Below are 25,427 nucleotides of genomic sequence, written 5' to 3'. Positions count from 1 at the left end.
ATGGCCGAACCCACGCTTTTGCCCGAGCGGCTCCAGTACCGCCCGACCAAGATCGAGCTCGACGAGAGCATCGAGAAGGCCAAGGCGACCCTTCTTAAGAAGATCAAGCGCTCGGTGTACGTCTACCGTGTTGACTGCGGTGGCTGCAACGGTTGCGAGATCGAGATCTTCGGTTCCATCACGCCCGTCTTCGACGTCGAGCGTTTTGGCATCAAGGTCGTGCCCTCGCCCCGCCACGCCGATGTGCTGCTGTACACCGGCGCCGTGACGCGTGCCATGCGCATGCCGGCTCTGCGCGCCTTTGAGGCCGCGCCCGATCCCAAGATCGTGGTGTCCTATGGCGCGTGCGGCTGCACCGGCGGCATCTTCTACGACAACTACTGCGTCTGGGGCGGCACGGACAAAATCTTGCCGGTCGATGTCTACATCCCCGGCTGCCCGCCCAGCCCCGCGCAGACCATCTACGGCTTTGCCATGGCGCTCGGTCTGCTGGACCAAAAGCTCCATGCCGAGACCACGGTGGAGGCCGCCGGCGAGCAGGCCGATATCCTGCACCCCGGCGTGCCGTACAAGCTGCGCGTTGCCATCGAGCGCGAGGCTCGCGCCATGAGCGGCTACCGTTACGGCCGCGACCTGGCCAACGAGTTTATGGATACGCTCGAGGGCGCACCCAAGGGCGATATCCGCGGTGCCATGGCGCTGCTCATCGACAAGCAAGATGATCCTCGCCGCGTTGAGGTCTACTCGGCGCTGCAGGATCTGGTGCTGGCCGGGGGTCGCTAGATGGAACTCACGGACCGCTCTGGTTACTTTGCGGGCCCCGGTATGCTCGGTGGCTCCTTTGGCGATGCCTCGCGCGCAAGCGACGAGGCTGCCGAGGGCGTCGCCGACCCTTGCCTGGACCATGCGCCCGACCAGGTGGTCTTTTACGAGCTCACGCGTAAGTTTGTGGAGACCGAGGAAGACGTTCCCCAGGAGGCCTGCGACGTGCTGTACTACACACTCGCCGTGGGCCACCACACTGGCGTGCTCGACTGCTTTGAGCCGCGCCTGTCGGTGCCGGTGGATGTGTTCTATACGCTTATCGACGCGCTGCCGGAGGGGGAGGCCAAAACCAAGTTTGAGGCCATCCGCTCCTTTGGTGAGTGCCAGCTCGACAAGGCGGCGGTACCGTCGCTGCTCGAGGCCTGCGACACGCTGCTCGACGAGCGCGGTTTTCGCGGTTCGGCCAAGGCCGGCATCTCGGTGTTCGACGACGACTTTGGCCTGCATGCCCAGCAGGTCGCGTTCTTAATGAAGTTTCGCGATCTGGTGGAGCGCGTGCGCGATGTGTCGGGCGTGTATCTGACGGGGAGGTTGCAGTAATGGGTCGCGTTGTGGATGGACGTGTGAACGGCGCCCCGTTTGCGGGCATTGTGCTCACGGCGGGAAGCGTGCTGCGTGCCGACGATGCCGCCGGCCCTGTGCTCTCCAAAAAGATGGAGGACGCGCCGCTTGCCGGCTGGTACACCATCGATGGCGGTCAGACACCCGAGGACGACATCATCGAGGTCAAGCGCGAGCGTCCGCCGCGTCTGGTCTTGGTCGATGCTGCCGACATGGCGCTGCCCGTCGGGTCCATCCGTTTGCTCGACAAGCGCGATGTGGCCCGCAAGTCGATGTTCACCACGCATTCGCTTCCCTTGTCGATTCTGATCGAAGAGATTGAGCAATCGTGCGATGATATCGTCTTCGTCGGGATTCAGCAGGGCGACACGGAGTTCTATAACCCCATGTCCCCGGAAGTCTTTGACGCCGTCGACGCCGTGTACGACGCCGTGGCCGCCAACGACTTTTCCCACTTTGTCCGCTTGGGGCAAGAGCAATAGGTTCACTTGTCCCTGCTGATTAGGAAAGAAGTGATTGACATGGCAGATTCCAAGGCAGAATATCCCGCTCCCGATTGCCTGGCACCCGCCGCGATCGAGGCCAAGACCGAGGCCGCCGGCGTGACCAAGGCCAACCTGCCGGTCGCTAAGGCCTTTCTGTTGGCAATGTTCGCCGGCGCGTTCATCGCCTTCGGCGGCCTGTTCTTTACTGTGTTTTTGAGCGACAGCACGCTGGCCTGGGGTGCCCAGCGCGTCGTGGGCGGCCTGTGCTTTTGCCTGGGCCTGGTGCTCGTGCTGGTGTGCGGCGCCGAGCTGTTTACCGGTAACTCGCTTATGGTCTGCGCGCTCAAGAGTAAAAAGATCACCCTGGCTCAGATGCTCAAGGCTTGGGTCGTCGTATGGGTCGGTAACTTTGTCGGTGCCCTGTTCATCGTCTTTTTGGTGTACATGGCCGGCATTTACAAGCTCAACGGCGAGGCGGTCGCCAATTCCATGGTGAGCGTCGCCGCCGGCAAGGTGACGATCGACTGGGTGACGATCTTCTTCCGCGGTATCCTGTGCAACATCTTTGTGTGCCTGGCCGTGTGGATCGGTACCGCCGGCAAGACCGTGGTCGATAAGGTTGTGGGCATTCTGCTGCCCATCGCCGCCTTTGTGGCCTGCGGTTTTGAGCACTGCGTCGCCAACATGTACTTTTTGCCCATGGGCGCCGTGATGCACGCGTTCGGTTATGGTGCCAAGGTCGCCGGCGCCGATGCGCTCAACGCCGCGGGCATTGCGTTTAACCTGTCCGCCGCTACGCTGGGCAACATCGTGGGCGGCGCGGTTCTGGTCGCGCTTGGCTACTGGTTTATCTACGCCAAGAAGTCCGAGGCGTAAGGTACCGTCTGTTTGACGTTGGGCCTCCCGCGGGGCGTTGCCGTGCGGGAGGCTTTTTTGGCCTGGGACTCGTTGCCGGGCTTTTGGCCTGTTGTGTTTGGCTGATGAAAGGGGTAATCGAGATGGCATCTGCTGTGAAGCGTGACGGTCGCGCCGTGGTGACTACATGCGGGGGATGCTATGCCGATTGCGCCTTTGCGGCACGCGTTGAGGACGGTCGCGTGGTGGCCGAGCTGCCGGTTGTGGGGCATCCGTGCGCGGCGCGTGCCCTGTGCGCCCGCGGTCGGCATCGCCTGTCTATGCCGTTTGACGAGCGCGATCGCATTGTGCACCCCATGCGCCGACGAGCTGATGGCTCGGGGTTCGATGCGATTTCGTGGGACGAAGCGTTTGCCCAGATTGCCGAGCGTCTTTTGGGGATTGTTGACGAACGTGGCCCCCGTGCGCTGGGCATGACGCTCGGCGTGCCTTCGTTCGACCGCTACTGGGCCTATCGCTTTATGCATGCGCTGGGCTCGCCCAACGTATACGGTGCCGACGGTGCCTGCGAGGTAAGCCGTCTCACCGGCTGGGAGCACAGCCTGGGTTACAGCCCCGCCTCCGACCTGGCGCATACCGATTGCATCATGTATCTGGGGCGTTCCATCGTCGATTCGTCGACGATGGGGGCTGTTGATGCGCTCAACGATGCCCGTCGCCGTGGGGCGAAGATTATCGTGGTCGACCCCCGGCGCAGCGGCTCGGCCGCACTTGCCGACCGCTGGCTGCGCGTGCGTCCGGGCTGCGACCTGGCCTTGCTGCTGGGCATTGCGCATGTCTTGATTGCCGAGGACCTGTATGACCACGAGTTCGTGACCCGCTATACCACGGGTTTTGACGAGCTGGCGCAGGCGGCCCGTGCTTGGACGCCCGAGTGGGCCGAGTCGATGTGCGACGTGCCGGCCGCAGAGATTGTCGCCACGGCGCGCGATCTCGCTGCCGCCGCGCCTGCCGCTGTGGTGGATGCGGGCTTTCATGGCGGCATCGGTATCGCGTATGCCAACAGCATCCAGACGGCGCGCGCTATCTGCCTGGTCGATGTGCTGCTGGGCTGCATCGGGCACGCGGGCGGTGCCCTCAACCCGCCCACGCCGCTTGTGTTGGGCGACCTCGATCCCGCACGCTTTGCGACGCCGCCGGTGCCGCGCGAGCCCAAGCTTGGGTCCGAGCGCTATCCACTGGTCGATCCGGTGCGCGGCCTGTGCACGACCATCGGTCAGTCGATTCTTGCCGGCGATTTGCGTGGGCTCATCGTCTATGCCAGTAACCCCGGTGCGGGCTATGGCAACGCCGGGGCGTGGCTATCGATTCTGGAACAGCTCGACCTGCTCGTGACAATTGATATTCGCTGGTCCGAGACAGCGCGTGCTTCTGACTTCGTGCTGCCCGACGTGACGTATCTGGAGGCCGACCGTGGCGTGGGCACGGTCGTGGGCGCCAATGATTCGCGCGTGTTCTACCGCAACGCCGTGCTGCCCGTGTTGCATAACGACACGCGTCCCGGTCGGGAGATCTTTGCCGGTTTGGCGCAGGCGTGTGGCGTGGGCGAGTACTTCCAGTTTACGTCTGACGATCTGGCGGCTGCTCAGGTGGCGCCTTTTGGGATCAATCTGGACGAGCTCAAGGAGCGCGGCTGGGCCGACACGGGCGTTGCGTTGCCGTCGCGTACGGGCGAGCCAGCGATTCCCTTGGATGGCGGCAAAATTGCGCTGGCAAGCGACGTATGGGAACGAGCCGGCCTGGGTCGTGTACCCAACTGGATCGCTCCCATGGTGGAGCCGGGCCCGGGGATGTTTCGCCTCATTAGCGGTAACCGTCCCTTTGAGTCGCATACCTCGCGAAGGCTCGCGGCCCAAGGTGCCGCCGAGGCTGGGTCGGACCTGGATGCCGTGCAGATGAATGCCGATGCTGCTGCGCACATGGGCATCGCCGGCGGCGAGATCGTCGAACTCGTGAGCGATATGGGCCGCGACCGCGTGCGCGTGGAGACGACGCCGTATCTGCATCCGGCGTGCATCTTCACCTCGGCCGCCCCCGGTGGGCGTTCGTTTGGCGCCGATGCCGGTGGCGCTCAAGCCTTGGGCGTGGGCCCGCTCGACCATACGCCGTTACGTTGGGACCCGTTGACGGGTGCCGCGCTCACCCAGGAAAACGCCGTTCGCGTGGAAAAGATTGTCGCGCGCGGGGATAATGACGAGTAATTGACTCAGCTGATGTATTCGACTGATCCACGTTTCTTTTGAAAGGCCGCACATGAGCGATAGCCAGAACATGTCCGATGAGGTGCGCGCCCGCTTGCGCGCCATTCCTTCCGTCAACGAGCTGCTTGCCGAGTGGCCGGTGGTGAAGGCGGCGGGGGAGACCTGCGACGCGGTGGCCCATGCTGCTGTGACGGCCGAACTCGACGAGGAGCGCGCCGCGATTCGTGCCGGTGCTGCCCCGCGCTCTAAGCGCGAGCTGGCCTCGGCCATCGAGTGGCGTGCGCATCGCTCCGCACTGCCGAGCCTGCGCCCTGCCGTCAACGCCACGGGTGTGGTCATCCATACCAACTTGGGTCGTGCCCCGCTCGCGGAGTCGGCGGCAAAGGCCGTGGCCGAGGTCGCACGTGGGTACAGCACGCTCGAGTACAGTGTGGACACCTGCTCGCGCGGGTCGCGCAAGGAGCACGCCGCGCAGCTGATCCACTCACTCACCGGTGCCGAGGATGCGCTGGTCGTCAACAACAACGCCGCCGCGGTGCTGCTGGTGCTGGCGACCCATGCCGCAGGCAAAGAGGTTATCGTCAGCCGCGGCGAGCTTGTCGAGATCGGCGGCAGCTTCCGCATCCCCGACGTCATGGCGGCTTCGGGCGCCAAACTCGTCGAGGTCGGCGCTACCAACCGCACGCATTTTTGCGACTACGAACGTGCCATCACGCCCGATACGGCGATGATCCTCAAGGTCCATCCTTCTAACTATCGCATCGAGGGTTTCCACGAGGAGGTGGGTTCTCGGGAGCTTGCCGCCCTGGCCCACAAGCACGGCCTGCTGTTCTATGAAGATCAGGGCTCGGGGGCGCTGTTGCCTGACGACATCTTGGTGCGCGGCGGCGAAGAAACCACGCCGGCTTCGGTTTCGGCAGGGCTCGATCTGGTGTCATGCTCGGGCGATAAGCTGCTCGGTGCCGCACAGGCGGGCATTATCATGGGCCGTCGCGATCTGGTCCAGGCCTGCGGCGCACATCCGCTCATGCGCGCTCTGCGTCCAGGCAAACTGGCTCTGTCGGCGCTCGAGGCCACGCTGCGTATCTACATGGACGGCGCCGATGTTGCCCATCGCGATATTCCGGTGCTCAGCATGCTTACGCTGCCGCAGGCTCATCTGAAGCGTCGTGCCCGCAAGCTGCACGATCGTATGGTCGCCGGCCTCGATAAGGCGGGTTGCCCGTGCGCCGTTCAGGTGGAAATCGTCGAGGAGTCGTCGACCCCCGGCGGTGGCTCGCTGCCCACCGTGGAGCTGCCCACGATGTGCGTGGCCGTCTGCCCGGTCGACGGGCGCCTGTCCGTCGATGCGCTCAAGCGCTCGCTCGTCCAAGACTTCGATACGCCGGTCGTCACGCGCACCTCGCACGACCGCATTCTGTTTGATGTACGCACGCTCGTGGGCGACCGCGATATCGAGACGGCGGCATCGACGCTCGTCGCTTGCGTTGAGAAGGCGGTCGCACGATGAGTGAGGTTCAAGCGCTGGTGGAGTGTCCCGTTATCGTTGGCACGGCGGGCCACGTCGACCACGGTAAGTCGGCACTGATCGAGGCGCTGACCGGCAAGAATCCCGACCGTCTGGAGGTTGAGCGCCGCCGCGGTATGACCGTGGAGCTGGGCTTTGGCGAGCTGGCGCTGCCGAGTGGCAAGATTGTCGGCCTGGTCGACGTGCCGGGCCACGCGCATTACTTGCGCGCTATGGTGCAGGGTGCCACGGGCATCGACGTGGCCGTGCTGGTGGTCTCTGCCGTTGAGGGTGTAATGCCGCAGACCCGCGAGCACGTGCATGTGCTGGAGCTGCTGGGCGTTACGCATATGGTGGTGGCGCTGACGATGTGCGACCTGGCCGACGCCGAGATGACCGAGCTTGCCGAGCTCGATGTCGATGACTTTTTGTCGGGTACCGTGTTTGCGGGCGCGCCGATTGTGCCCGTGTCGTCTAAGACGGGCGCGGGGATCGACGGGCTGCTTGCGGTGCTCGACGAGCAGGTTGCCGCTTGCTGGGACGCCTGCCGCGACCGTTCCGATCGGAGCGATGCCGCGCCGCGTCTGCCCATCGACCGCTGCTTTACGATTAAGGGTGTCGGCACCGTCGTGACGGGAACGCTGCACGATGCGCCGGTTGCGGTGGGCGAAGAGCTCGTCGCGCTGCCGTCGCGTACGGTCTGTCGCGTGCGCGGGATTCAGGTGCATGGCGATACGCCGCGGGCATTGTCCGGTCAGCGTGTGGCGCTCAACTTGGTGGGCGATGCCGTCGCCGCGCTCGATCGCGGAGAGATGCTCGGCGTGCAGGGTCGCTTTGGCCAGACGATGCGCTTTATGATGGTGTTCACTTACCTGGGCCGCGAGGGTGCCAAGCCGCGCGTGCTCGAGTCGGGCGCGCGCGTGCATGTGATGGCGGGTACGGCCGAGGTTGTCGGTCGCATCATGTTCATGGAGGGCGAGGCCCCCATGGCGGTGGGCGAGACCCGTATTGTTCAGGTGCGCTTGGAAAACTCGCTGCCGCTACGTGCCGGGGATCATGCCGTGGTGCTGTCCTATTCGCCCGTGATGCTTATCGGCGGCGGGCGCGTGCTGCTTTCGCGCTGCCGTCGCTCGCGCGAGCTTGCCGAAGGGGAGCGTTCGCTGTACGCGGCGCTCGAGTCCGGCGATATCGCGGGCAGTGTGGGCGCTTGGCTGGCGTTGCAGACGCTGCCGGTTACGGCGATTGATGTTGCCGAGACTTTGGATCTTGGAGTCGGCGAGGTCGATGCCGCACTGCGCGGGTTGGTGGCGCAGGGCTCCGTTCGCAAGCTTGCCGTGGGTGATGCGGACCTCTTGGCGGACGCCGTGGTGCTCGATGCCGCGATGGATGCACTGGCGGCGACCCTGTCAGCCATGCACGCGGCGGCTCCCAAGGAGACGGGCTTTACGCCCGGCGCCGTTGCCCATGCTGCGTGGCCTACCGCTGACGATAATGTTGCCGCAGCCCTGATTTCCGAGGGCTGCTCGCGTGGCGTGTGTGCCTCCGAGGGCGCTGAGGTGTTCGACCCACACTCCGCCGCCGCTGCGGCGCGTGTGGTGCGCGAGGCCTGCGAGCGCATCGTTTCCTTGCTGGACGAAGCTGGCCTCGATGCGCCGACGCTGCCCGAGGTTGGCGAGCAGTTGCAGCTCGATCGCGACACCATGACGCGAGCCCTGCGCGAGCTTTCGCTCAACCGCTCGATTGTGAAGGTCGAGCGCGATGTGGCCCTGTCTGCAGCCGCTGAGGACCGCGCGCGTGAGCTCGTCGCTGCCGCTATCGAGGCTGCTGGTGGCGCTGCTACCACGAGTGTGCTGCGCGAGGCCTTAGGTGTGTCGCGCAAGCGCGCCATCAGCATCTTGGAGCACCTGGATGCCGTGCGCTTTACGGTGCTCGACAAGGAAGCCGGCGGCCTGCGCTCCCTGCGCTAGATTGGCTGCTCTGTTTGGTAAAATACCGGCGCACTTGGGAACGGATGGGCTCCGGTGGGCTCCGCGGTCCTCAAAACCGTTGCGAGGCGTGCAAAACGTCTTGGATGTGTTCGATTCACATACGTTCCCGCCATACGCTACCAGCGCTTTTGTGCTCGCGGTCTTGCTGCGTGCCGCAAAGGCGCTGTTTTGTTTTTGCGCGAGCTTTTCGTAGTGTCGCTATTTCGGCGGCTGTATTTAGCTTCGTGCACCGGGTTTCGAGCATGCCGATGGAGGTGGTTTGCCGTATGACTACCGTAAGACGTGCCGATCTTTCTTGCGTCGTCCAGGCGGGCGGGTTGTCGTCGCGTATGGGCTGCGATAAGGCGCGCATGGCGTTTTGCGGCGAGCCTCTCATCGAGCGCGTGCTGGGTCGGCTGGCGCCAGTTGCCGGCGAGTTGGTCGTGACGACTTCGCGTCCCAGCGAGCTTGCCTATCTTGAGGAACTTATGTTTGATGGCCTGCGCCCCCGCGTGGTGATGGACGTCGACGGTCCCGCCGGTGCCATGCGCGGCATCGCGAGCTCGTTGGCCGCGGCCCGATTGCCGCTCGTGGCGATCGTCGCCTGCGACATGCCGTTTGTCTCGCCGGAACTGATCGGCGCGCTTGCCGATCGTGTTGAGGCCGAGGCGCTCGATGTGTGCGTGCCGCGCGAGGAGCGGGGGATTGAGCCGCTTTGCGCCGTCTGGCGCTGTGACGCGTGTGCGCCGGTTGCCCACGAGCTGCTCGCCTGCGACCGCCAGCGCATTCGCTGCCTGATCAATCGCGTTCAGGCTGGTTATATGGATGAGCCGCAGATTGTTAAGGCCGCGGGCTCGACGCTCTGCTTCGAGAACGTCAATACGCCCGAGGAGTTTGCGGCGGCCGAGTTACTCGCCTAGACGATGGGAGATGCCATGTCTCACGATATTTGCCCCGACACGGGAGAGCCTTGCACTTGCGGCGGGTCCGAACCCTGTACCTGCGGTTGCGGTGGCTGTTGACATACCGCGGAAGAGGAAGCGGCCGCCGCGGCGTATCGTGAGGCACACCGCGAAGGCCCGTCCAGTGATGCCCCCGATCGCGAGCGCAAGATCATCGTATCGTTCGACAGTACCTTCGATGTGATGGAATGCGAGCAGCTGTGCCTTGCCGCCGGTGTGCCCGGGCGCATCATGCCGCTGCCCGGCTCCATCACCGCCGGCTGCGGCCTGTGCTGGGCCATGCCGTTCTCGGGCGATGCGCTCGCCGCCTTCCGCGCTGCCACCGAAGGCCGCATAACCCCCGCCGACTATCATCAGCTCGTCCTCTAACCGCCAGCACCACCACAAAGGTGCCTGCCCTCAATGTGGTGGTTTGGAACACGTAGACGAAACAGGTTTGAAACACGGGTTTTGCACGTCTGGTGCTTAAAAACGCTTCTACCTGCATCGTAATCAAAACGAAACATCTGCTCGTCGGCTTATGCGAAACTTTGCTGCAACAGTGCGATATTATCCATACTCGATAAAGTTCGCGGTGCATAGGGTGCCGCGACCGACATTTTTCGTTTCCCATCATTGGAGGAAGCATGAGCTACACGCAGAAAGTTCTCGACGAGCTCAAGGCCCGCTATCCCGAGCAGCCTGAGTTCATCCAGGCCGCGACCGAGATCCTCGGCACCATCCAGCCGGCGCTCGACGCCCACCCCGAGTACGAGGAGGCCGCCCTGCTTGAGCGCCTCGTCGAGCCCGAGCGCATCGTCATGTTCCGTGTTCCCTGGGTCGACGACCAGGGCAAGGTCCAGGTCAACCGCGGCTACCGCGTCGAGTTCAACTCTGCCATTGGACCCTACAAGGGCGGCCTGCGCTTTAACCCGACGGTCACCCTGGGCATGCTTAAGTTCCTGGGCCTGGAGCAGATCCTCAAGAACAGCCTGACCACCCTTCCCATGGGCGGCGGCAAGGGCGGCTCCGACTTTGACCCCAAGGGCAAGTCCAACAACGAGATCATGCACTTCTGCCAGTCCTTCATGACCGAGCTCTATCGCCACATCGGCCCCAACACCGACGTTCCCGCCGGCGACCTGGGCGTTGGCGGCCGCGAGGTTGCCTACCTGTTCGGTCAGTACAAGCGCCTGACCAACGAGTGGACCGGCGTCCTCACCGGCAAGGGCCTCTCCTTTGGCGGCTCGCTCGCCCGTACCGAGGCCACCGGCTACGGCCTGGTCTACTTTGTGGACGAGTACCTCAAGAGCCGCGGCGATTCCTTCGAGGGCAAGAACGTCGTCGTTCACGGTTCCGGCAACGTCGCCATCTACGCCGTCCAGAAGGTCGCGCAGCTCGGCGGCAAGGTGCTGGCCTGCTCCGATACCCACGGCTGGGTCGAGGATCCCGACGGCATCGACTACTCTGTGCTCGAGCACGTCTACAACAAGAAGCGCTCCGGCCACGACAAGGGCGTCACGCTCGCCATGTACGTTGACGAGAAGCCCAACGCCGTGTGGCACGAGGGCGACGGCCGCGGTGTGTGGCAGCTGCCCTGCGACATCGCGCTGCCCTGTGCTCGCGAGAACACGCTGCTGCTCGAGGACGCCCAGGCGCTCGTCGCCAACGGCTGCAAGGTGGTCGGCGAGGGCGCAAACATGCCCACGACCATCGAGGCCACGACCTACTTCCAGGAGAACGGCGTCGCCTTTATGCCCGGTAAGGCTGCCAACGCCGGCGGCGTGCTCGTGTCTGGCCTGGAGATGAGCCAGAACGCCGAGCACCTGTCCTGGACCTTCGAGGAGGTTGACGGCAAGCTCGAGCAGCTCATGCGCGGCATGTTCCACAACGTGGACGACACCGCCAAGGAGTATGGCCAGGAGGGCAACTTTGTCATGGGCGCCAACATCGCCGGCTTCCTGAAGGTCGCCGACGCCATGCTCGCCCAGGGCGTCTGCTAAATCCAGCTCGACATAGCAACTGATGAGGCTCCCAGTCATCTTGGCTGGGAGCCTTTTCTATCCCGGAGGACTCCTCATAACTTGCGGTGGAATACGGATTGTTTTGCGTTCCAGAACGGCTAATCAGTCCGTATATCACCGCAAGTTATGGATGGGTGGGTGGATTTTGTCCTAAAACGGTGTGCGGCCCCTCGTTTGGTACACTTAAAAGTACTGGACAAGTGAAGAGATGGGGGAGAACGTGCTCAAGTTCGGTACCTACGTCCGTGTTGGAAACGCGGCCGAAGCCTATGAGCTCTTGCAGAAGAACCGCAACAACAAGATTGTGGGCGGCGGCATCTGGATGCGCCTGGGTTCGCGTCGTGTGGCGACGGCGATTGACCTTTCGGCCTGTGGACTCGATCAGATCGAGGAGACCGAGACCGAGTTTCGCATCGGTGCCATGTGCACCCTGCGCCAGCTCGAGCGTCATGCCGGGCTCAACGCGCTTGTCAATAATGTCTTCGAGTTCGCCGTCCACGACATCGTGGGCGTGCAGCTGCGCAACACCGCCACGGTGGGCGGCAGCATCTACGGCCGCTTTGGCTTCTCGGACGTGCTCTCCGCCTTTCTCGCGCTCGACTCGTACGTTGAGCTGACGGGTGCCGGCCGCGTGTCGCTCGCGGAGTTCGTGCGGATGGGCTACGTGCGCGACGTGATCGAGCACGTCGTGGTCGTCAAGCACGACTACCGTGCGAGTTATGAGGCCGTGCGCAAGGCCGCGACCGACTTCCCCTCGCTCAACGTCACCGCCGCCTGGTGGGATAACACCTGGCATGTCACCGTGGGCGCCCGCCCGCTGCGCGCGACCCTGCTGCAGGGCGAGGCATGTGGCCTTACCGCCGAGCAGCCTTCCGAGGACGAGCTGCGCGCCCTGGCCGCGTCCGTACGCGCGCTGAGCTACGGCACTAACCTCTGGGGCTCGGCCGACTACCGCCGCCGCATCTCGGCTCCGCTTGCCGTCCAGGCCGTGCGCCGCGCCGCCGGTATCGAGCTTTCGGCCGCGCTTGCCCGCGAGCTCGAGACCGTGCGGATCCCTAAGTTTGCCACGGACGAGTATTCCTGCCGCCGCGTGCCCGGCGTCGATTCTAGCGAGGTGCGCTAATGGCTGCCAAACTCATCGATCTTTCCTTTACGCTCAACGGCCGTAAGGTCAAGGTTCAGATTGCCCCCGACACCATGCTCTTTGCGCTGCTGCGCGAGCAGGGTTGCGCGTCGGTGCGCTGCGCCTGCGAGACCACCAACTGCGGTCTGTGCACGGTGTGGCTCGACGGCGACCCGGTGCTGAGCTGCTCGGTTCTCGCTGCGCGCGTAGAGGGCCGCTCCATCACCACCCTCGAGGGCCTCAAGGCCGAGTCCGAGGCGCTCGCCCGCGCTATGGCTGCCGAGGGCGCCGAGCAGTGCGGTTTTTGCGCCCCCGGCCTCATCATGAACGTGCTGGCGCTCGCCCGCGCCGCCAAGGAGGACCCGAGCCTCGTCGCCACGCGCGAGGAACTCTCGCGCCAGCTCGCCGGTAACCTGTGCCGTTGCAGCGGCTACGAGAGCCAACTGCGCGCCATCGTCCGCTTCCTCAACGAGTCTGGCGTACAGGTGGGCTTTGAGATGCCCGAGCTGCCGGTCAACGACACCAGCTGCGACGGCGTCACCTACAAGCAGATCACCCACAAGCAGCCCAAGAAGGACTCGAAGGCCCTGCTCGAGGGCCGTCCCGTCTACACGGGCGATATGGTGCCCGCCGGCGCGCTCATCGTCAAACTCAAGCGCAGCCCCTATGCCCGCGCCAAGATCCGCTCCATCGACACCTCGCGCGCCCTGAAGGTGCCGGGCGTCGTGGGCGTCTACACCTACGAGGACGTGCCCAAACGCCGCTTTACCATTGCCGGCCAGAGCTATCCGCAGCCGAGTCCCTACGACCGCTTGATTCTCGAGAACCTCGTGCGCTATCAAAACGAGGAGGTGGCGATCGTCGCCGCCGAGACCGAGGAGGCCGCCGACAAGGCGCTCAAGCTCATCAAGGTCGACTATGAGGTGCTCGAGCCGTTGCTCGACTTTACCCAGGCACTCGATAACGACATCGTGGTCCACCCCGAGGGCGACGTGACCTTTATGTTCCCGCAGGGCGGCGACGTGTCCCGCAACCTGGTGTGCAGCGGTACCAGCGATTATGGCGATCTGGACGAGGCGTTCGCCCAGAGCGACATCGTCTTTGAGCGCACTTACACCAGCCAGGCCACGCAGACCGCGCCCATGGAAACCTTCCGTGCCTTTGCGACGACCGATGCGTTCGGGCGTATCTCGGTGACCACCTCTACGCAGGTGCCCTTCCACGTGCGCCGCATGGTCGCGCAGTCGCTCGACATTCCGCAGTCGCAGGTGCAGGTCATTAAACCGCGCATCGGCGGCGGCTTTGGCTCCAAGCAGACGGGCTGCTGCGAGATCTTCGTTGCGTTTGTGACGCAGCAGACCGGCCGTCCGAGCTACTGCTGCTACACCCGTGAGGAGACCATCACTGCGGGCAACTCGCGCCACCAGATGCAGATGACCGTTAAGCTGGGCGCCATGAACGACGGCACCATCACGGCCATCGACCTGCATACGCTTTCCAACGCCGGCGCGTACGGCGAGCACGCCACCACGACGATCGGCCTTTCGGGCCACAAGAGCCTGCCGATCTACAACCATGTGAAGGCGAGCCGCTTTAGCTGGGACGCCGTCTACACCAATACCAACCGCGGCGGCGCGTATCGCGGCTACGGTGCCACCCAGGGCCAGTTTGCCGTGGAGAGCGCCGTCAACGAGCTCGCCGACATGCTGCACATGGACCCCGCCGACCTGCGCCTTAAGAACATGGTGCACGAGGGCGAGGTCATGCCGCAGTACTACAACGAGAAGCTCAACGCCTGCGCGCTCGACCGCTGCCTGCTGCGCGCGATGGACATGATCGGTTGGCGCGACAAGCCGCTGGCCGTCGACCTGGGCGACCGCGTGCGTGCTCTGGGCTGTGCGCTCACCATGCAGGGCTCGGGCATTTCCAACGTGGATATCGCCGGCATCGACATGCGCCTGGAAGAGGACGGCTTCATTACCATCGGCACCGGCGCCACCGATAACGGTATGGGCGTCGACACGATCCTGGCGCAGATTGCCGCCGAGGAGCTGGGCGTGGAGAGCTCGCTGATCGTGGTGCGCGGCGTGGACACCGACGTGTCGCCGTTCGACGCCGGCTCGTACGCGAGCTCCGGTACCTACGTGACGGGCCTTGCCGCCAAGAACGCCGCGACCGAGCTGCGCGAGAAGATTTGCGCCAAGGCGGCCCAGATGTGGGACGTTGACGTCGTCGACGTGGTCTTCGACGGCCAGTACGTGCGCCTGTCCGACGAGCGTGCTGCGCGCGAGCAGAACTGCTACCTCACGCTGCGCGACTTTGCCAACCTGTGCGTCAAGAACATCGAGGGTGGCGACGCGCTGACTTCGCACGCCTCTGCCTGCCTGCCCGTTTCGCCTCCGCCGTTTATGGCCGGCATTGCCGAGGTCGAGGTCGACAAGGCCACCGGCAAGGTGACCGTGGTGGATTACGCCGCTGCCGTCGATTGCGGCACCGTGATCAACGAGGCGCTCGCGCGCGTCCAGGCCGAGGGCGGCATTGCCCAGGGCATCGGTCACGCGCTCTACGAGATCGTCGAGCATGACGACCGCGGTCGCCTGCGCACCGGCAACTTTATGAGCTACAAGCTGCCTACGCGCCTGGATATCGGCAGCATTCGCGTGGCCTTTGAGCCGAGCTACGAGCCGACGGGCCCGTTTGGCGCCAAGTCGATCGGCGAGGTCGTCATCAACACGCCGCTCGCCGCCGTGGCCTCGGCCGTGGCGCACGCCACCGGCCACCAGGTCCGCTCGCTGCCGATCACGCCCGAGAAGGCCCTGCTGGGGGAGTAGCGGGTCGGCGAACAAGTCGTAATTGGCGGGGCGGGGCAACTCGACCCGCCTTTTGCACTCGTGGTGAGGTCGTGAGCCTGTAAAACGTGTGCGTGCGCTTGTCGCTCGTATCTGCTATCATTCCTAGTCTGTGCGCTCATGCGGGCGTGGCGGAATTGGTAGACGCGCCAGATTTAGGTTCTGGTGGGATTCCCGTGAAGGTTCGAGTCCTTTCGCCCGCACCAACGCATCTGCGTCGGCCCTGGCCGTCGCGACTCTTTGTTGCATAAAGGTACCAGCACCTCAGATAAGCTGGGCAGTATGAGGAGGAACGTGTTGAACATCACCGCTTCTGACGTCAAGGACGCCAAGCTCACCGCTACGGTCACCATCCCGGCCGCCGACGTCGACGCCGCGATCAAGAAGGCTTACAAGGACACCGCCAAGAAGTACCGCTTCCCGGGCTTCCGCGCCGGTAAGGCTCCCCGTCCGGTTATCGACTCTGCTCTTGGCGCCGAGGCTACCCTCGCTCAGGCCACCAACGACCTGATCGCCGCCAACGAGCCCGCCGTCCTCAACGAGCTGGACATCGTCCCCACCAAGAACGGTGACTACAAGGACCTCGACCTCGCTAAGGATCACGAGGATTACACCTACACCGTCGAGTTCTCCCTGCGTCCTGCTGCCGAGCTCTCCTCCTTCGACGCTGTCGAGATCGAGATGCCCCCTGCGGAGGTCACCGAGTCCGAGATCAACAACCAGGTCGAGATGCTCCTCAACTACCGTGCCACCTTCGAGGACGTTGAGGGTCGCGCCGTCGAGGCTGAGGACTACGTCACCGTCGACCTCAAGGCCGTCGAGAACGCCGACAACTTCGCTGCTGAGGGCCGCATGCTCATCGCCGGTAGCGACAGCAACCCCGCCGAGTTCAACGAGGCCCTGATCGGCGCTAACGTCGACGACGTCAAGACCGTCACCTGGACCGACGAGGTCGAGGAGGGCGAGGAGGCCGAGACCCACACCGTCGAGGTCACCGTCAAGGGCATCAAGGTCCGCAACACCCCCGAGCTCACCGACGAGCTCGTCAAGTCCGACTTTGGCTTTGACAGCATCGAGGCCATGCGCGACGCCATCAAGATCGAGATCGAGCAGGACAAGGCTTCCCGCCTCCCGGCCGAGAAGGAGAACCGTTGCGTCTCCGCTCTCGCCGAGCGCCTGCAGCTCGACGAGATGGATGCCGACTACGAGCAGTCCGTCTTTGAGGAGCTTGGCCAGAACTTCCTGTCCAACCTCGCTGCCCGCGGCATGACCCTGGACACCTGGCTGCCCGCTTCCGGCCTGACCATGGAGCAGTTCATCGGCGACCTGCACAAGCAGGCCAACGACGTTGCCCGTGAGTCCCTGGCGCTCGACGCTCTCGCCCGCGAGCTCAAGATTGAGGTCACCGAGGACGACATCAACGCCGAGTTCGAGAAGGCCGGCGTCAAGGACGTCGAGGCTTCCAAGGCTGAGTTCATCGCCGATGGCCGCATGCCTGCCGTCCGCGAGTCCATCCGTCGCTCCAAGGCCGTCGACCACCTGGTCGAGAACGCCAAGGTGACCGAGGTCGACGAGACCGCCAAGGACGCCGAGTAATTCTCGCCACCTTGCCCACGAGCGCATGCATGCGCCCGTGATGGGGTAAAGTTATAAGCCGATTATCCGGTTGCTTCGTACGGTGCCAGCCAATGCATAGCATGCGGGCACCGTACGTTTATCTAGAACCAATTTGGTCCGCAAGAGAGAAATGGAGATGCGTATGATCGCTAAGTTCGATTCCGCCCTCGTGCCATACGTTATCGAGCAGACGCCGCGCGGCGAGCGCAGCTACGATATCTATTCGCGCCTGCTCAACGATCGCATCATCTTCTTGGGCGAGGAGATCAACTCCGTCAGCGCCAACCTGGTCGTTGCCCAGCTACTGCATCTTGAGAGCCAGGATGCCGAGAAGGATATCTCGCTCTACATCAATTCGCCCGGTGGCGAGGTTTACTCCGGCCTGGCGATTCTTGACACCATGAACTTCATCAAGCCGCAGGTCTCCACCATCTGCGTCGGTATGGCCGCGTCCATGGCCGCCGTGCTGCTTTCGGCCGGCGCTAAGGGCAAGCGCTTCTGCCTGCCGCACTCCAAAGTCATGATTCACCAGCCCAGCGGCGGTGCCCAGGGTCAGCAGACCGAGATTGAGATTGTGGCCGAGGAGATCAAGAAGACCCGCCGCGAGCTCAACCAGATCCTGTCCGACGCCTCGGGCCAGCCCATCGAGAAGGTCCAGGCCGATACCGAGCGCGACAACTACCTGACCGCTGCCGAGGCCCTCGACTACGGCTTGATCGACCGTATCGTCACCTCGCGCGACATCGCCGCGAAGGACGCCTAGGATGGCAGGTAACATGCAGGACAACTTTGACGAGAACGGCAACCCCATCCGCTGCTCCTTCTGCGGAAAAGAGCAGGGCCAGGTCCGTCGTCTCGTAAAGGGTCCGACCAACATCTTTATCTGTGACGAGTGCGTCGCCGCCTGCTCCGAGATCCTTGAGGAGTCGCTGGCTTCTGACTTTATGGACGCTGCCCGCAACGGCAAGCTGCCGGGCTTCCTCAACGACCACGGCCAGGCTGCATCCCAGCCCGCCGTGGACCCCGAGGCCGAGGGCTTTGAGCTCGAGGACGACCGTCAGGTCATCACGCACGTGCCGACGCCGCACGAGATCTATGACGAGCTTTCGGCCTATGTTATGGGTCAGGAGGACGCCAAGCGCGCCATGTCGGTGGCCGTGTACAACCACTATCGCCGCGTGATCGAGGGCGGCGCCGCGGTGTCTGCCTTTGACGACGGCATGGGCTCGCAGTTCGACGACGATATGGACGAGGTAGAGCTCGCCAAGTCCAACATCCTGCTGCTCGGCCCCACCGGTACCGGCAAGACCCTGTTGGCCCAGACGCTCGCGCGCATCCTCGAGGTGCCGTTTGCTATCGCCGACGCCACCGCACTCACCGAAGCCGGTTACGTGGGCGAGGACGTGGAGAACATCCTGCTCAAGCTCATCAACGCCGCCGATGGCGATATCGAGCGCGCGCAGGTCGGCATCATTTACGTGGACGAGATCGACAAGATCGCCCGCAAGGCCGAGAACCTCTCCATCACCCGCGATGTCTCGGGCGAGGGCGTTCAGCAGGCGCTGCTTAAGATTCTTGAGGGCACGGTGGCCAGCGTTCCGCCCACCGGCGGCCGCAAGCATCCCCAACAGGAGCTGCTGCAGATCGACACGACCAACATCCTGTTCATCTGCGGCGGTGCTTTTGTGGGTTTGGATAAGATTATCGCCGACCGCGTTGGCAACAAGGGCGTAGGCTTTAACTCCGAGATCGCCGGCCCCACCTCGGTCGACGAGAACGACCTGCTGCGCCAGGTGCTCCCGCAGGACCTCAACGCCTTTGGCATGATCCCCGAGTTCGTGGGCCGTACGCCCGTCGTCACCCAGACGCAGGCGCTCGACGAGGACGACCTGGTGTCGATCCTGACCGAGCCCAAGAACGCCGTGGTGCGTCAATACCGCAAGATGTTCCAGCTCGAGGACGTTGAGCTTGAGTTTGAGGATGCCGCACTGCACGAGATCGCCCGCATGGCGCTCGCCCGCAAGACCGGCGCCCGCGGCCTGCGCTCCATCTGCGAGGACGTGCTGCAGCAGACGATGTTCGACCTGCCCAGCGAGGAGGGCGTTTCCAAGGTCATCGTGACCGAAGCCTCCGTAAAGGGCGAAGAGCAGCCCCAGCGCATCTACGGCTAAAACCTGTCAAAACGTCTTTGTCGATAGCCTCCGACCATCCGCGGTCGGAGGCTATTTTATATATACGCAATAACCCCAACTACCTGTGCTATTCTGTGTGTTTGTTTAAGCCAAAGCGAAGTCAATTCAGACTGAAGTAATCGATACCTAAGGCGCGTCCGCCTGCTTGGTTTTCGTAGATTCCGCACGAGCCGAAGAGCACTTAATGTGCTCTTCGTGCGAGCCAGGACCTGACCGAGCGAAAACCAAGCAGGCGGACACGCCGGCGGGACAGGGAGAGATATATGGAAGAGATGCCCAAGAACTACGATCCGTCGACTAACGAGCCGGCGATTCTGCAGAAGTGGCTCGAAGGCGGCTACTACAAGCGCCGCGAGGGCGTGGGCGACTGCACCGTCACCATTCCGCCTCCCAACGTGACCGGCAAGCTCCACATGGGTCACGCCACCGACGACTCCATCCAGGACGCCATCGTCCGTATGGCTCGCATGCGCGGCAAGTCCACGCGCTGGGTGCTGGGCACCGATCACGCCGGTATCGCCACGCAGACCAAGGTCGACAAGAAGCTCAAGAGCGAGGGCATCAGCCGCCTGGAGATTGGCCGCGATAAGTTTGTCGACGCCTGCTGGGACTGGACCCACGAGTACGGCGGCATCATCGTCGAGCAGATCAAGCGCATGGGCTGCTCCGTCGACTTCGACAACGAGCGCTTCACCATGGACGAGGATTACGCCCAGGCCGTGCGTAAGGTCTTCTGCGACTGGTACCACGACGGCCTGATCTACCGTGGCAAGCGTATCGTCAACTGGTGCCCCAACTGCACCACCGCCATCTCGGACGACGAGGCCGAGTATAAGGACGAGAAGGGCCACCTGTGGCACCTGCGCTACCCGCTGACCGAGCCGGTCAACGGCCAGGACTACATCGTCGTCGCCACCACGCGCCCCGAGACCATGCTCGGCGACACGGGCGTTGCCGTCTCCCCGAAGGATCCCGAGAAGGCTGCCTTTGTGGGCAAGACCGTCAAGCTCCCCATCGTCGACCGCGAGATCCCTATCTTTGAGGATTGGCACGTCGACGCCAACTTTGGCTCCGGCTTCGTCAAGGTCACCCCGGCTCACGACCCCAACGACTACGCCATGGGTCAGGCCCACGACCTGCCGCAGATCAACATCTTCGACGAGCACGCGGTGGTCGTCGAGGGCTACGGCGAGTTCACCGGCATGAACCGCGACGAGTGCCGCGAGGCCGTCATCAAGTGGTTCGAGGAGCACGACCTGCTCGATCATGTCGAAGACCTCGACCACTCCGTCATGCACTGCTACCGTTGCGACTCCGCCCTGGAGCCGTGGCTGTCCGAGCAGTGGTTCGTGGCCGTCGACAAGCTCAAGGGGCCGGCGCTGGACGCCGTCAACTCCGGCAAGGTCACCTTCCACCCCGCGCGCTGGACGCAGACCTACACCACCTGGATGGAGAACCTCAAGGATTGGTGCATCTCGCGTCAGCTGTGGTGGGGCCACCGCATCCCCGTGTTCTACTGCGAGGACTGCGGCTGGGAGGACGCCCTGACCGAGGACACCGACGTGTGCCCCAAGTGCGGCGGTCATCACGTGCATCAGGACGAGAACGTGCTGGACACCTGGTTCAGCTCGCAGCTGTGGACCTTTGCCACGCAGGGCTGGCCGCAAAAGCCGGAGCTGCTCGAGGGCCATCACCCCACGACGGCGCTCGTCACTGCGCGCGACATCATCGCGCTGTGGGTCGCCCGCATGGTCATGAGCTCGCTGTACTTCCTGGACGAGGTTCCGTTTAAGGACGTCGTCATCTACCCGACGATCCTTGCCAAGGACGGCAGCCGCATGTCCAAGTCCAAGGGCAACGGCGTTGACCCCATGGACCTCATTGGCTTGTACGGCGCCGACGCCATGCGCTTCAACTTGCTCACGCTGTGCACCAACAACCAGGATGTCAAGTTCGACGCGAACATCGATAAGAAGACCAAGAAGCTCATCGACAGCCCGCGCACCGAGCAGGCCAAGTCGTTTGTGACCAAGATCTGGAACGCCAGCCGCTTCCTGCTTATGAACATGGAAGGCTACACGCCCGGCGAACCCGTCGTGGAGACGCCGGCCGACGCCTGGATGTTCAGCCGCCTTGCCAAGGCCGTGAAGATGGTCACCGAGGGCATCGAGAACTACACCTTTGGCGACATGGCGCGCGGCGTGCAGCAGTTCTTCTGGAACGAGGTCTGCGACTGGTACGTCGAGGTCACCAAGGCCCGCCTGAAGGGCGAGGGCCGTCTGCAGGCTCAGCGCAACCTGATCTTTGTGCTCGACACCTCCATTCGCCTGATGCATCCGCTCATGCCGTTTGTCACCGAGGAGATCTGGGACAACATGCCGGCGAGTGTGCTCGACCTGGACGCCGAGGGCAACGTGAACCGCGCCGAGGCGCTCATGATCGCCAAGTGGCCCGAGCCCGCCGACTACGACAAGTATGTTGACGAGGACGCCGAGCGCGCGTTTGAGCTGTGCCGCACCGTCGTGTCTGCCGCTCGCGCCACGCGTTCGCGTTATCGCTTGAGCCCCAAGGCCGAGCTCGACGTGGTCGTGCGCGCCGGCGCCGAGGACATCGAGAAGCTCGAGAGCCTGCGTTCGACCATCGAGCCGCTGGCGAACACCGCTTCGCTGGTCATGGGTACCGACGTCGAGAAGCCGGCTGCGAGCATCGCCGTGGTCGACAGCGGTGTCGAGGTCTTTGTGGTGCTCGAGGGCAAGGTTGATCTTTCGGCCGAGAAGGCGCGCCTGGAGAAGGAGATCGCCGCTGCGCAGAAGGAGCTCGCCGGCTGCGAGAAGACCCTTGCTAACGAGGGCTTTGTTGCCAAGGCCGCGCCTGCGGTGGTCCAGAAGAAGAGGGACCGTGCAGCTGAGCTCAAGGAGATCCTGGTGGCGCTGACTGCTCAGGTTGCTGACTTCTCGTAGGTGTTACTGGGGGACGCGTCCCGATGCTTTGCTCTCCGCTGCGGACAGTCCTGCGCAAGACGGACAGCACATTAAGTGCTGTCCTTTGCGTGCGGAACTTGCGGCGAGCAAAGCATCGGGCCGCTCCTAGTTCGTTTACGTGGTTTTTTTGCATCTGGCGTGTTAGGGCCACTGGGTTGTGGCCTTGATCTTGCTGCAACCGGGTAAAGGCTGATATTGTCAACGTGACGGGCTCATTCATTTTGGTGGGCCTCTTTTTCTGTTATGGGGGACTTTGGGTTATGGCTAAGCGTTCGGGGTCGTATGTCGTTCCTTTCTCGTTTGAGCTGCTTTCATTTGATGAGGCTGTTGGGCTTGCTGCTGATACGGGGCGGATTTCTGGGGATGCTGGGCCTCTGCTTGAGACGGTTGTCGATATGCTCGATGAGCTGGGGCGTCCGGATGAGTATTTCGATTGCATCCAGGTTGCCGGTACCAATGGCAAGACTTCGACCACGCGTTTTTCGGCTGCCATCTTGCGTGGTGAGGGGCTTAAGACGGCGCTGTATACGTCGCCGCAGCTTGTGCGTTACCCCGAGCGCATGGAGGTTGACGGGCGCGTTGTGAGCGACGAGGCCTTTGCCCGTGGCGTTTCTGCCGCCGTCGAGGCAGGTCGTCGTGTGAATGCGTGTCGTATTGCGGCGGGGGAGCGTGCCTATGCCATCACGCCGTTTGACCTGCTGACGGCTGCCGCACTTGTCGTGTTTGCCGAGGCCGCGGTGGATGTTGCCGTGCTCGAGGTTGGTATGGGCGGACGTTGGGACGCCACGAGTGCGACAGATCCCGTTGCCGTTGCCATTACGGGCATCGGGCTCGATCACACGCGCATTCTGGGCGACACGCTCGAGGCCATTGCGGGGGAGAAGGCCGCGGTCATCAAGCCCGGACGCCTGGTTGTTCTGGGCGAGGGCACGCATGAGCCGAGCGTTCAGCGCGTGATGGATGCGCGTTGTCGCGAGTGCGGCATTGTGCCGCTGGTGGTGAACCATGCCACGACCAAGGTGCCGGCACATGTGGGCGACACGGTTGAGTTTAGCTGTACCACGCCGCGTGCGATCTATACGTCGAGCATGGTCAAGCCGGCGTATCAGCCGCAGAATGCCGCGTGCGCGATTATGCTGTGCGAGGGGTATCTGGGTCGCGAGCTTGACCACGATGCGCTTGATGCGTCGCTTATGGGTTGCCCCACACCGGGTCGCTTTGATGTGCTGGGGACCGATCCGCTCAAGCTGATTGACGCCTGCCATAACCCCCAGAGCTGCGAGAACTTTGTGAGCGCACTGGACGAGATCGATCCGTGCGTGGAGAACCGCCCCACGCTGCTGTGTGCCGCGCTGGCCGATAAGGACGTGGCGGGCATTGTCGATGTGCTGATCCCGGCTTTCCCGCGCGTGGTTGTGACTCAGACCGATTCCGATCGCGCCCTGCCGGCAGAGGAACTCGCTGCCCTGGTGGACGCCGATAAGCTCGCAGGTGTGTACCCTAGTGTATCCGAGGCTCTCGCCGCCTTCGATGCCGTGGGCGAGCCCTTCGTAGCCGCCGGCACCATCACCCTAGCCGGCGAAGTAGCGGGGCTGCTGCGCTAGCCCCATTTGCCGGGTAGCCAATTTGGGACGGGGCCCCGAATTGACATGCTTGCCACGAAATGGGCCTATCTACTACGTTTGACCGGATACCCCCGACCACGCCGAGACTTGTGAAATTAAAACCGCAGGTAGAAGGCTTGCAGATTTTCAAAAAAGACCCGCATGGTCGACCCATGCGGGTTAAACGTAGTAGATGGCCCGCTTTCGTGGCGCAGCTCTAGTCTTTCAAATTGATCGACTTGGCCCCTTGGCAGTTGCGGTGAAATAGTTCCTGGATTTTGCCTACGTGGGCCCATCTGGGAACTATTCCACCGCAACTTATTGAGGGGCTATTGGGAAGGGGCTAGTCTAGGCGGACTAGGTCGTGGGGGTAGGCGTTGAGAATCTCGACGCCGGACTCGGTCACCAGGGCTAGGTCCTCGATGCGGACGCCGGTGCGGCCGGGGAGGTAGATGCCCGGTTCGATGGAGAACGTCATGCCCGGCTCTACGACCTGCTCGTTGACGAGCGAAACGTCGCCCGGCTCGTGGTCCTGCAGGCCGATCGAGTGGCCCAGGCGATGCGTGAAGTACTTGCCGTAGCCAGCGTCCTCAATCACGTCGCGCGCGGCACGGTCCAGGTCGCACATGCGCACGCCCGGTGCGATGAGCGCCTCGGCGGCCTCGTTGGCGCGGCGCACGATGTCGTAGATGTGTGCCGTCTCCTTGTCCGGCTCGCCCCAAAAGAACGTGCGCGTCATGTCCGAGCAGTAGTTGCGGCGACGTCCGCCAATGTCGAACAGCACCACATCGCCGCGCTTGAGTACGGTGCCGTCGGGCTCGTGATGCGGGTCGCCGGCGTTGGCACCAAAGCTCACGATGGGCGGAAAGCTAAAGCCTTCGCAGTCGTGCTTGCGATACAGGCCGAGCATCTGGTCGGCAATTTCGTGCTCCGTTACGCCTTCGTTGACGAGCTTGATGGCGTCGGCCATTACGGCGTCGTTAGCGGCCGAGGACATGCGCATGAGCTCCTGCTCGGCGGCATCCTTGTGGGCGCGTGCTGCGGTGACGGCAAAGTCGCCCAGGAAGAACTCGCTCGCGGCGTGACGATCCATAAGGGGCAGCAAAAAGCCGGAGCGCATGACGGTATCGATGCCGAGGGGCTTGGATGGATTGACCTCGCGAGCGATGGCGTCGGTCACGACGTCGGTGTCGTTGTGGTAGGCCACGCGGGCATTGTCGTACTCGGGCAGCTGATGCAGGGCGTTAATCAAGATTACCGGCTCGGCATCGCGTGCGAGCAGCACGCCGCAAAAACGCTCGAACATATCGGCATAAAAGCCGGTCAGATAGTAGATCGACCACGGGTCGTTCACAAGCAGCTGCGCGCCGGGGTGCTGAGCCTCGAGCGCATCGAGCACGCGCGCCACACGCTGGTCATCGACATGTGCCATGAAACATCCTTTCGCTAGGGTGTCACCATGGTATCCCCAACGCCAGGGTAGTCAATTTGGGACGGGGCTATTTTAGCTGTGTCAAACATGCGGAATGATAGGTAAAAGTAGTCATAAGAGGGTCGTCCCGAATTAGCTGCTTTCAAAACTATGGCGGATTACGGGGCTGGACCTGTATTACTTGACCATTGGAAAAATTGCGA

Annotated in this window: 18 protein-coding genes and 2 tRNA genes; 19 read left to right on the top strand and 1 reads right to left on the bottom strand. The window is 63.4% G+C overall.

Annotated elements, in window-relative coordinates; genetic code table 11:
- The 19 genes from DXD16_RS03245 to DXD16_RS03160 all read left to right on the top strand — a co-directional run bounded on the left by DXD16_RS03245 (position 1) and on the right by DXD16_RS03160 (position 23,792).
- Positions 1-783, top strand: a complete 783-nt coding sequence (locus DXD16_RS03245; protein ID WP_022095195.1) for an NADH-quinone oxidoreductase subunit B family protein — start codon at positions 1-3, stop codon at positions 781-783.
- Entirely contained in the window at positions 784-1,365 is a 582-nt protein-coding gene (locus DXD16_RS03240) for a formate hydrogenlyase maturation HycH family protein (protein WP_117655103.1), read from the top strand.
- On the top strand, positions 1,365-1,868 hold the full coding sequence (hycI, locus tag DXD16_RS03235; RefSeq protein ID WP_117655102.1) for a hydrogenase maturation peptidase HycI: 504 nt from the start codon (positions 1,365-1,367) through the stop codon (positions 1,866-1,868). Before DXD16_RS03240 ends, hycI begins: the two co-directional genes overlap by 1 nt.
- A 39-nt stretch (positions 1,869-1,907) precedes the next feature.
- Positions 1,908-2,747: a formate/nitrite transporter family protein gene (locus DXD16_RS03230; protein ID WP_117655158.1), complete on the top strand. Its 840-nt coding sequence runs from the start codon at positions 1,908-1,910 to the stop codon at positions 2,745-2,747.
- A 122-nt stretch (positions 2,748-2,869) separates the two neighbouring features.
- Positions 2,870-4,987, top strand: a complete 2,118-nt coding sequence (locus tag DXD16_RS03225; RefSeq protein ID WP_158551531.1) for a molybdopterin-dependent oxidoreductase — start codon at positions 2,870-2,872, stop codon at positions 4,985-4,987.
- Between the two features lie 52 nt (positions 4,988-5,039).
- Positions 5,040-6,497, top strand: coding sequence for an L-seryl-tRNA(Sec) selenium transferase (gene selA, locus DXD16_RS03220; RefSeq protein WP_199408078.1), 1,458 nt, complete (start codon positions 5,040-5,042; stop codon positions 6,495-6,497).
- The gene (gene selB / locus DXD16_RS03215; RefSeq protein ID WP_117655100.1) at positions 6,494-8,461 is read left to right on the top strand and encodes a selenocysteine-specific translation elongation factor; all 1,968 of its coding nucleotides are present in this window, start codon (positions 6,494-6,496) and stop codon (positions 8,459-8,461) included. The genes selA and selB overlap by 4 nt, the downstream gene beginning before the upstream one ends.
- A gap of 36 nt (positions 8,462-8,497) precedes the next feature.
- Positions 8,498-8,594: transfer RNA gene (locus DXD16_RS10285), tRNA-Sec, on the top strand.
- A gap of 154 nt (positions 8,595-8,748) precedes the next feature.
- The gene (locus DXD16_RS03210) at positions 8,749-9,381 is read left to right on the top strand and encodes a molybdenum cofactor guanylyltransferase (RefSeq protein ID WP_158551528.1); all 633 of its coding nucleotides are present in this window, start codon (positions 8,749-8,751) and stop codon (positions 9,379-9,381) included.
- Positions 9,382-9,573: 192 nt separating this feature from the next.
- Positions 9,574-9,792 (top strand): putative Se/S carrier-like protein, encoded by a 219-nt coding sequence (locus tag DXD16_RS03205; protein ID WP_035138363.1) that lies wholly within the window; start codon positions 9,574-9,576, stop codon positions 9,790-9,792.
- Positions 9,793-10,049: 257 nt separating this feature from the next.
- Entirely contained in the window at positions 10,050-11,405 is a 1,356-nt protein-coding gene (gene gdhA, locus DXD16_RS03200) for an NADP-specific glutamate dehydrogenase (protein WP_117655097.1), read from the top strand.
- Between the two features lie 241 nt (positions 11,406-11,646).
- Complete coding sequence (locus DXD16_RS03195; RefSeq protein WP_199408076.1) at positions 11,647-12,549, top strand: xanthine dehydrogenase family protein subunit M; 903 nt, start codon at positions 11,647-11,649, stop codon at positions 12,547-12,549.
- Complete coding sequence (locus DXD16_RS03190) at positions 12,549-15,380, top strand: molybdopterin cofactor-binding domain-containing protein (protein WP_117655095.1); 2,832 nt, start codon at positions 12,549-12,551, stop codon at positions 15,378-15,380. Before DXD16_RS03195 ends, DXD16_RS03190 begins: the two co-directional genes overlap by 1 nt.
- Positions 15,381-15,520: 140 nt before the next feature.
- A tRNA-Leu gene (locus tag DXD16_RS03185) sits at positions 15,521-15,604 on the top strand.
- 88 nt (positions 15,605-15,692) lie between these two features.
- Positions 15,693-16,994, top strand: coding sequence for a trigger factor (gene tig, locus DXD16_RS03180; RefSeq protein WP_233502592.1), 1,302 nt, complete (start codon positions 15,693-15,695; stop codon positions 16,992-16,994).
- A 163-nt stretch (positions 16,995-17,157) separates the two neighbouring features.
- Complete coding sequence (locus DXD16_RS03175) at positions 17,158-17,778, top strand: ATP-dependent Clp protease proteolytic subunit (RefSeq protein WP_117655093.1); 621 nt, start codon at positions 17,158-17,160, stop codon at positions 17,776-17,778.
- 1 nt (position 17,779) lies between these two features.
- Positions 17,780-19,186 carry an ATP-dependent Clp protease ATP-binding subunit ClpX gene (clpX, locus tag DXD16_RS03170; RefSeq protein ID WP_117655092.1) on the top strand — a complete coding sequence of 469 codons (1,407 nt, stop codon included), beginning with the start codon at positions 17,780-17,782 and terminating at the stop codon, positions 19,184-19,186.
- A gap of 284 nt (positions 19,187-19,470) precedes the next feature.
- The gene (locus DXD16_RS03165) at positions 19,471-22,167 is read left to right on the top strand and encodes a valine--tRNA ligase (protein WP_117655091.1); all 2,697 of its coding nucleotides are present in this window, start codon (positions 19,471-19,473) and stop codon (positions 22,165-22,167) included.
- Positions 22,168-22,448: 281 nt separating this feature from the next.
- On the top strand, positions 22,449-23,792 hold the full coding sequence (locus DXD16_RS03160; RefSeq protein ID WP_117655090.1) for a folylpolyglutamate synthase/dihydrofolate synthase family protein: 1,344 nt from the start codon (positions 22,449-22,451) through the stop codon (positions 23,790-23,792).
- A gap of 343 nt (positions 23,793-24,135) precedes the next feature.
- On the opposite strand, the gene DXD16_RS03155 is transcribed toward DXD16_RS03160, so the two are convergent.
- A complete protein-coding gene (locus tag DXD16_RS03155) occupies positions 24,136-25,224 on the bottom strand; it encodes a Xaa-Pro peptidase family protein (RefSeq protein WP_117655089.1) in 1,089 nt (362 codons plus the stop codon).
- Positions 25,225-25,427: the final 203 nt, after the last annotated feature.

The sequence above is a fragment of the Collinsella sp. TF11-5AC genome (assembly GCF_003436775.1).
In the GTDB taxonomy this organism is placed as follows: Bacteria; Actinomycetota; Coriobacteriia; order Coriobacteriales; family Coriobacteriaceae; genus Collinsella.
Note: the sequence above shows the minus strand (reverse complement) of the source record. Positions and strands in the feature narration are given on the sequence as shown.

Bases quoted from the DNA above. Each gene is read 5' to 3' on its own strand.
- clpX (WP_117655092.1), top strand. From the start codon at position 17,780: ATGGCAGGTAACATGCAGGACAACTTTGACGAGAACGGCAACCCCATC.
- DXD16_RS03160 (WP_117655090.1), top strand. From the start codon at position 22,449: ATGGCTAAGCGTTCGGGGTCGTATGTCGTTCCTTTCTCGTTTGAGCTG.
- DXD16_RS03225 (WP_158551531.1), top strand. From the start codon at position 2,870: ATGGCATCTGCTGTGAAGCGTGACGGTCGCGCCGTGGTGACTACATGC.
- DXD16_RS03230 (WP_117655158.1), top strand. From the start codon at position 1,908: ATGGCAGATTCCAAGGCAGAATATCCCGCTCCCGATTGCCTGGCACCC.
- DXD16_RS03175 (WP_117655093.1), top strand. From the start codon at position 17,158: ATGATCGCTAAGTTCGATTCCGCCCTCGTGCCATACGTTATCGAGCAG.
- DXD16_RS03155 (WP_117655089.1), bottom strand. From the start codon at position 25,224: ATGGCACATGTCGATGACCAGCGTGTGGCGCGCGTGCTCGATGCGCTC.
- gdhA (WP_117655097.1), top strand. From the start codon at position 10,050: ATGAGCTACACGCAGAAAGTTCTCGACGAGCTCAAGGCCCGCTATCCC.
- selA (WP_199408078.1), top strand. From the start codon at position 5,040: ATGAGCGATAGCCAGAACATGTCCGATGAGGTGCGCGCCCGCTTGCGC.
- DXD16_RS03240 (WP_117655103.1), top strand. From the start codon at position 784: ATGGAACTCACGGACCGCTCTGGTTACTTTGCGGGCCCCGGTATGCTC.
- DXD16_RS03190 (WP_117655095.1), top strand. From the start codon at position 12,549: ATGGCTGCCAAACTCATCGATCTTTCCTTTACGCTCAACGGCCGTAAG.
- selB (WP_117655100.1), top strand. From the start codon at position 6,494: ATGAGTGAGGTTCAAGCGCTGGTGGAGTGTCCCGTTATCGTTGGCACG.
- DXD16_RS03245 (WP_022095195.1), top strand. From the start codon at position 1: ATGGCCGAACCCACGCTTTTGCCCGAGCGGCTCCAGTACCGCCCGACC.
- hycI (WP_117655102.1), top strand. From the start codon at position 1,365: ATGGGTCGCGTTGTGGATGGACGTGTGAACGGCGCCCCGTTTGCGGGC.
- DXD16_RS03165 (WP_117655091.1), top strand. From the start codon at position 19,471: ATGGAAGAGATGCCCAAGAACTACGATCCGTCGACTAACGAGCCGGCG.
- DXD16_RS03210 (WP_158551528.1), top strand. From the start codon at position 8,749: ATGACTACCGTAAGACGTGCCGATCTTTCTTGCGTCGTCCAGGCGGGC.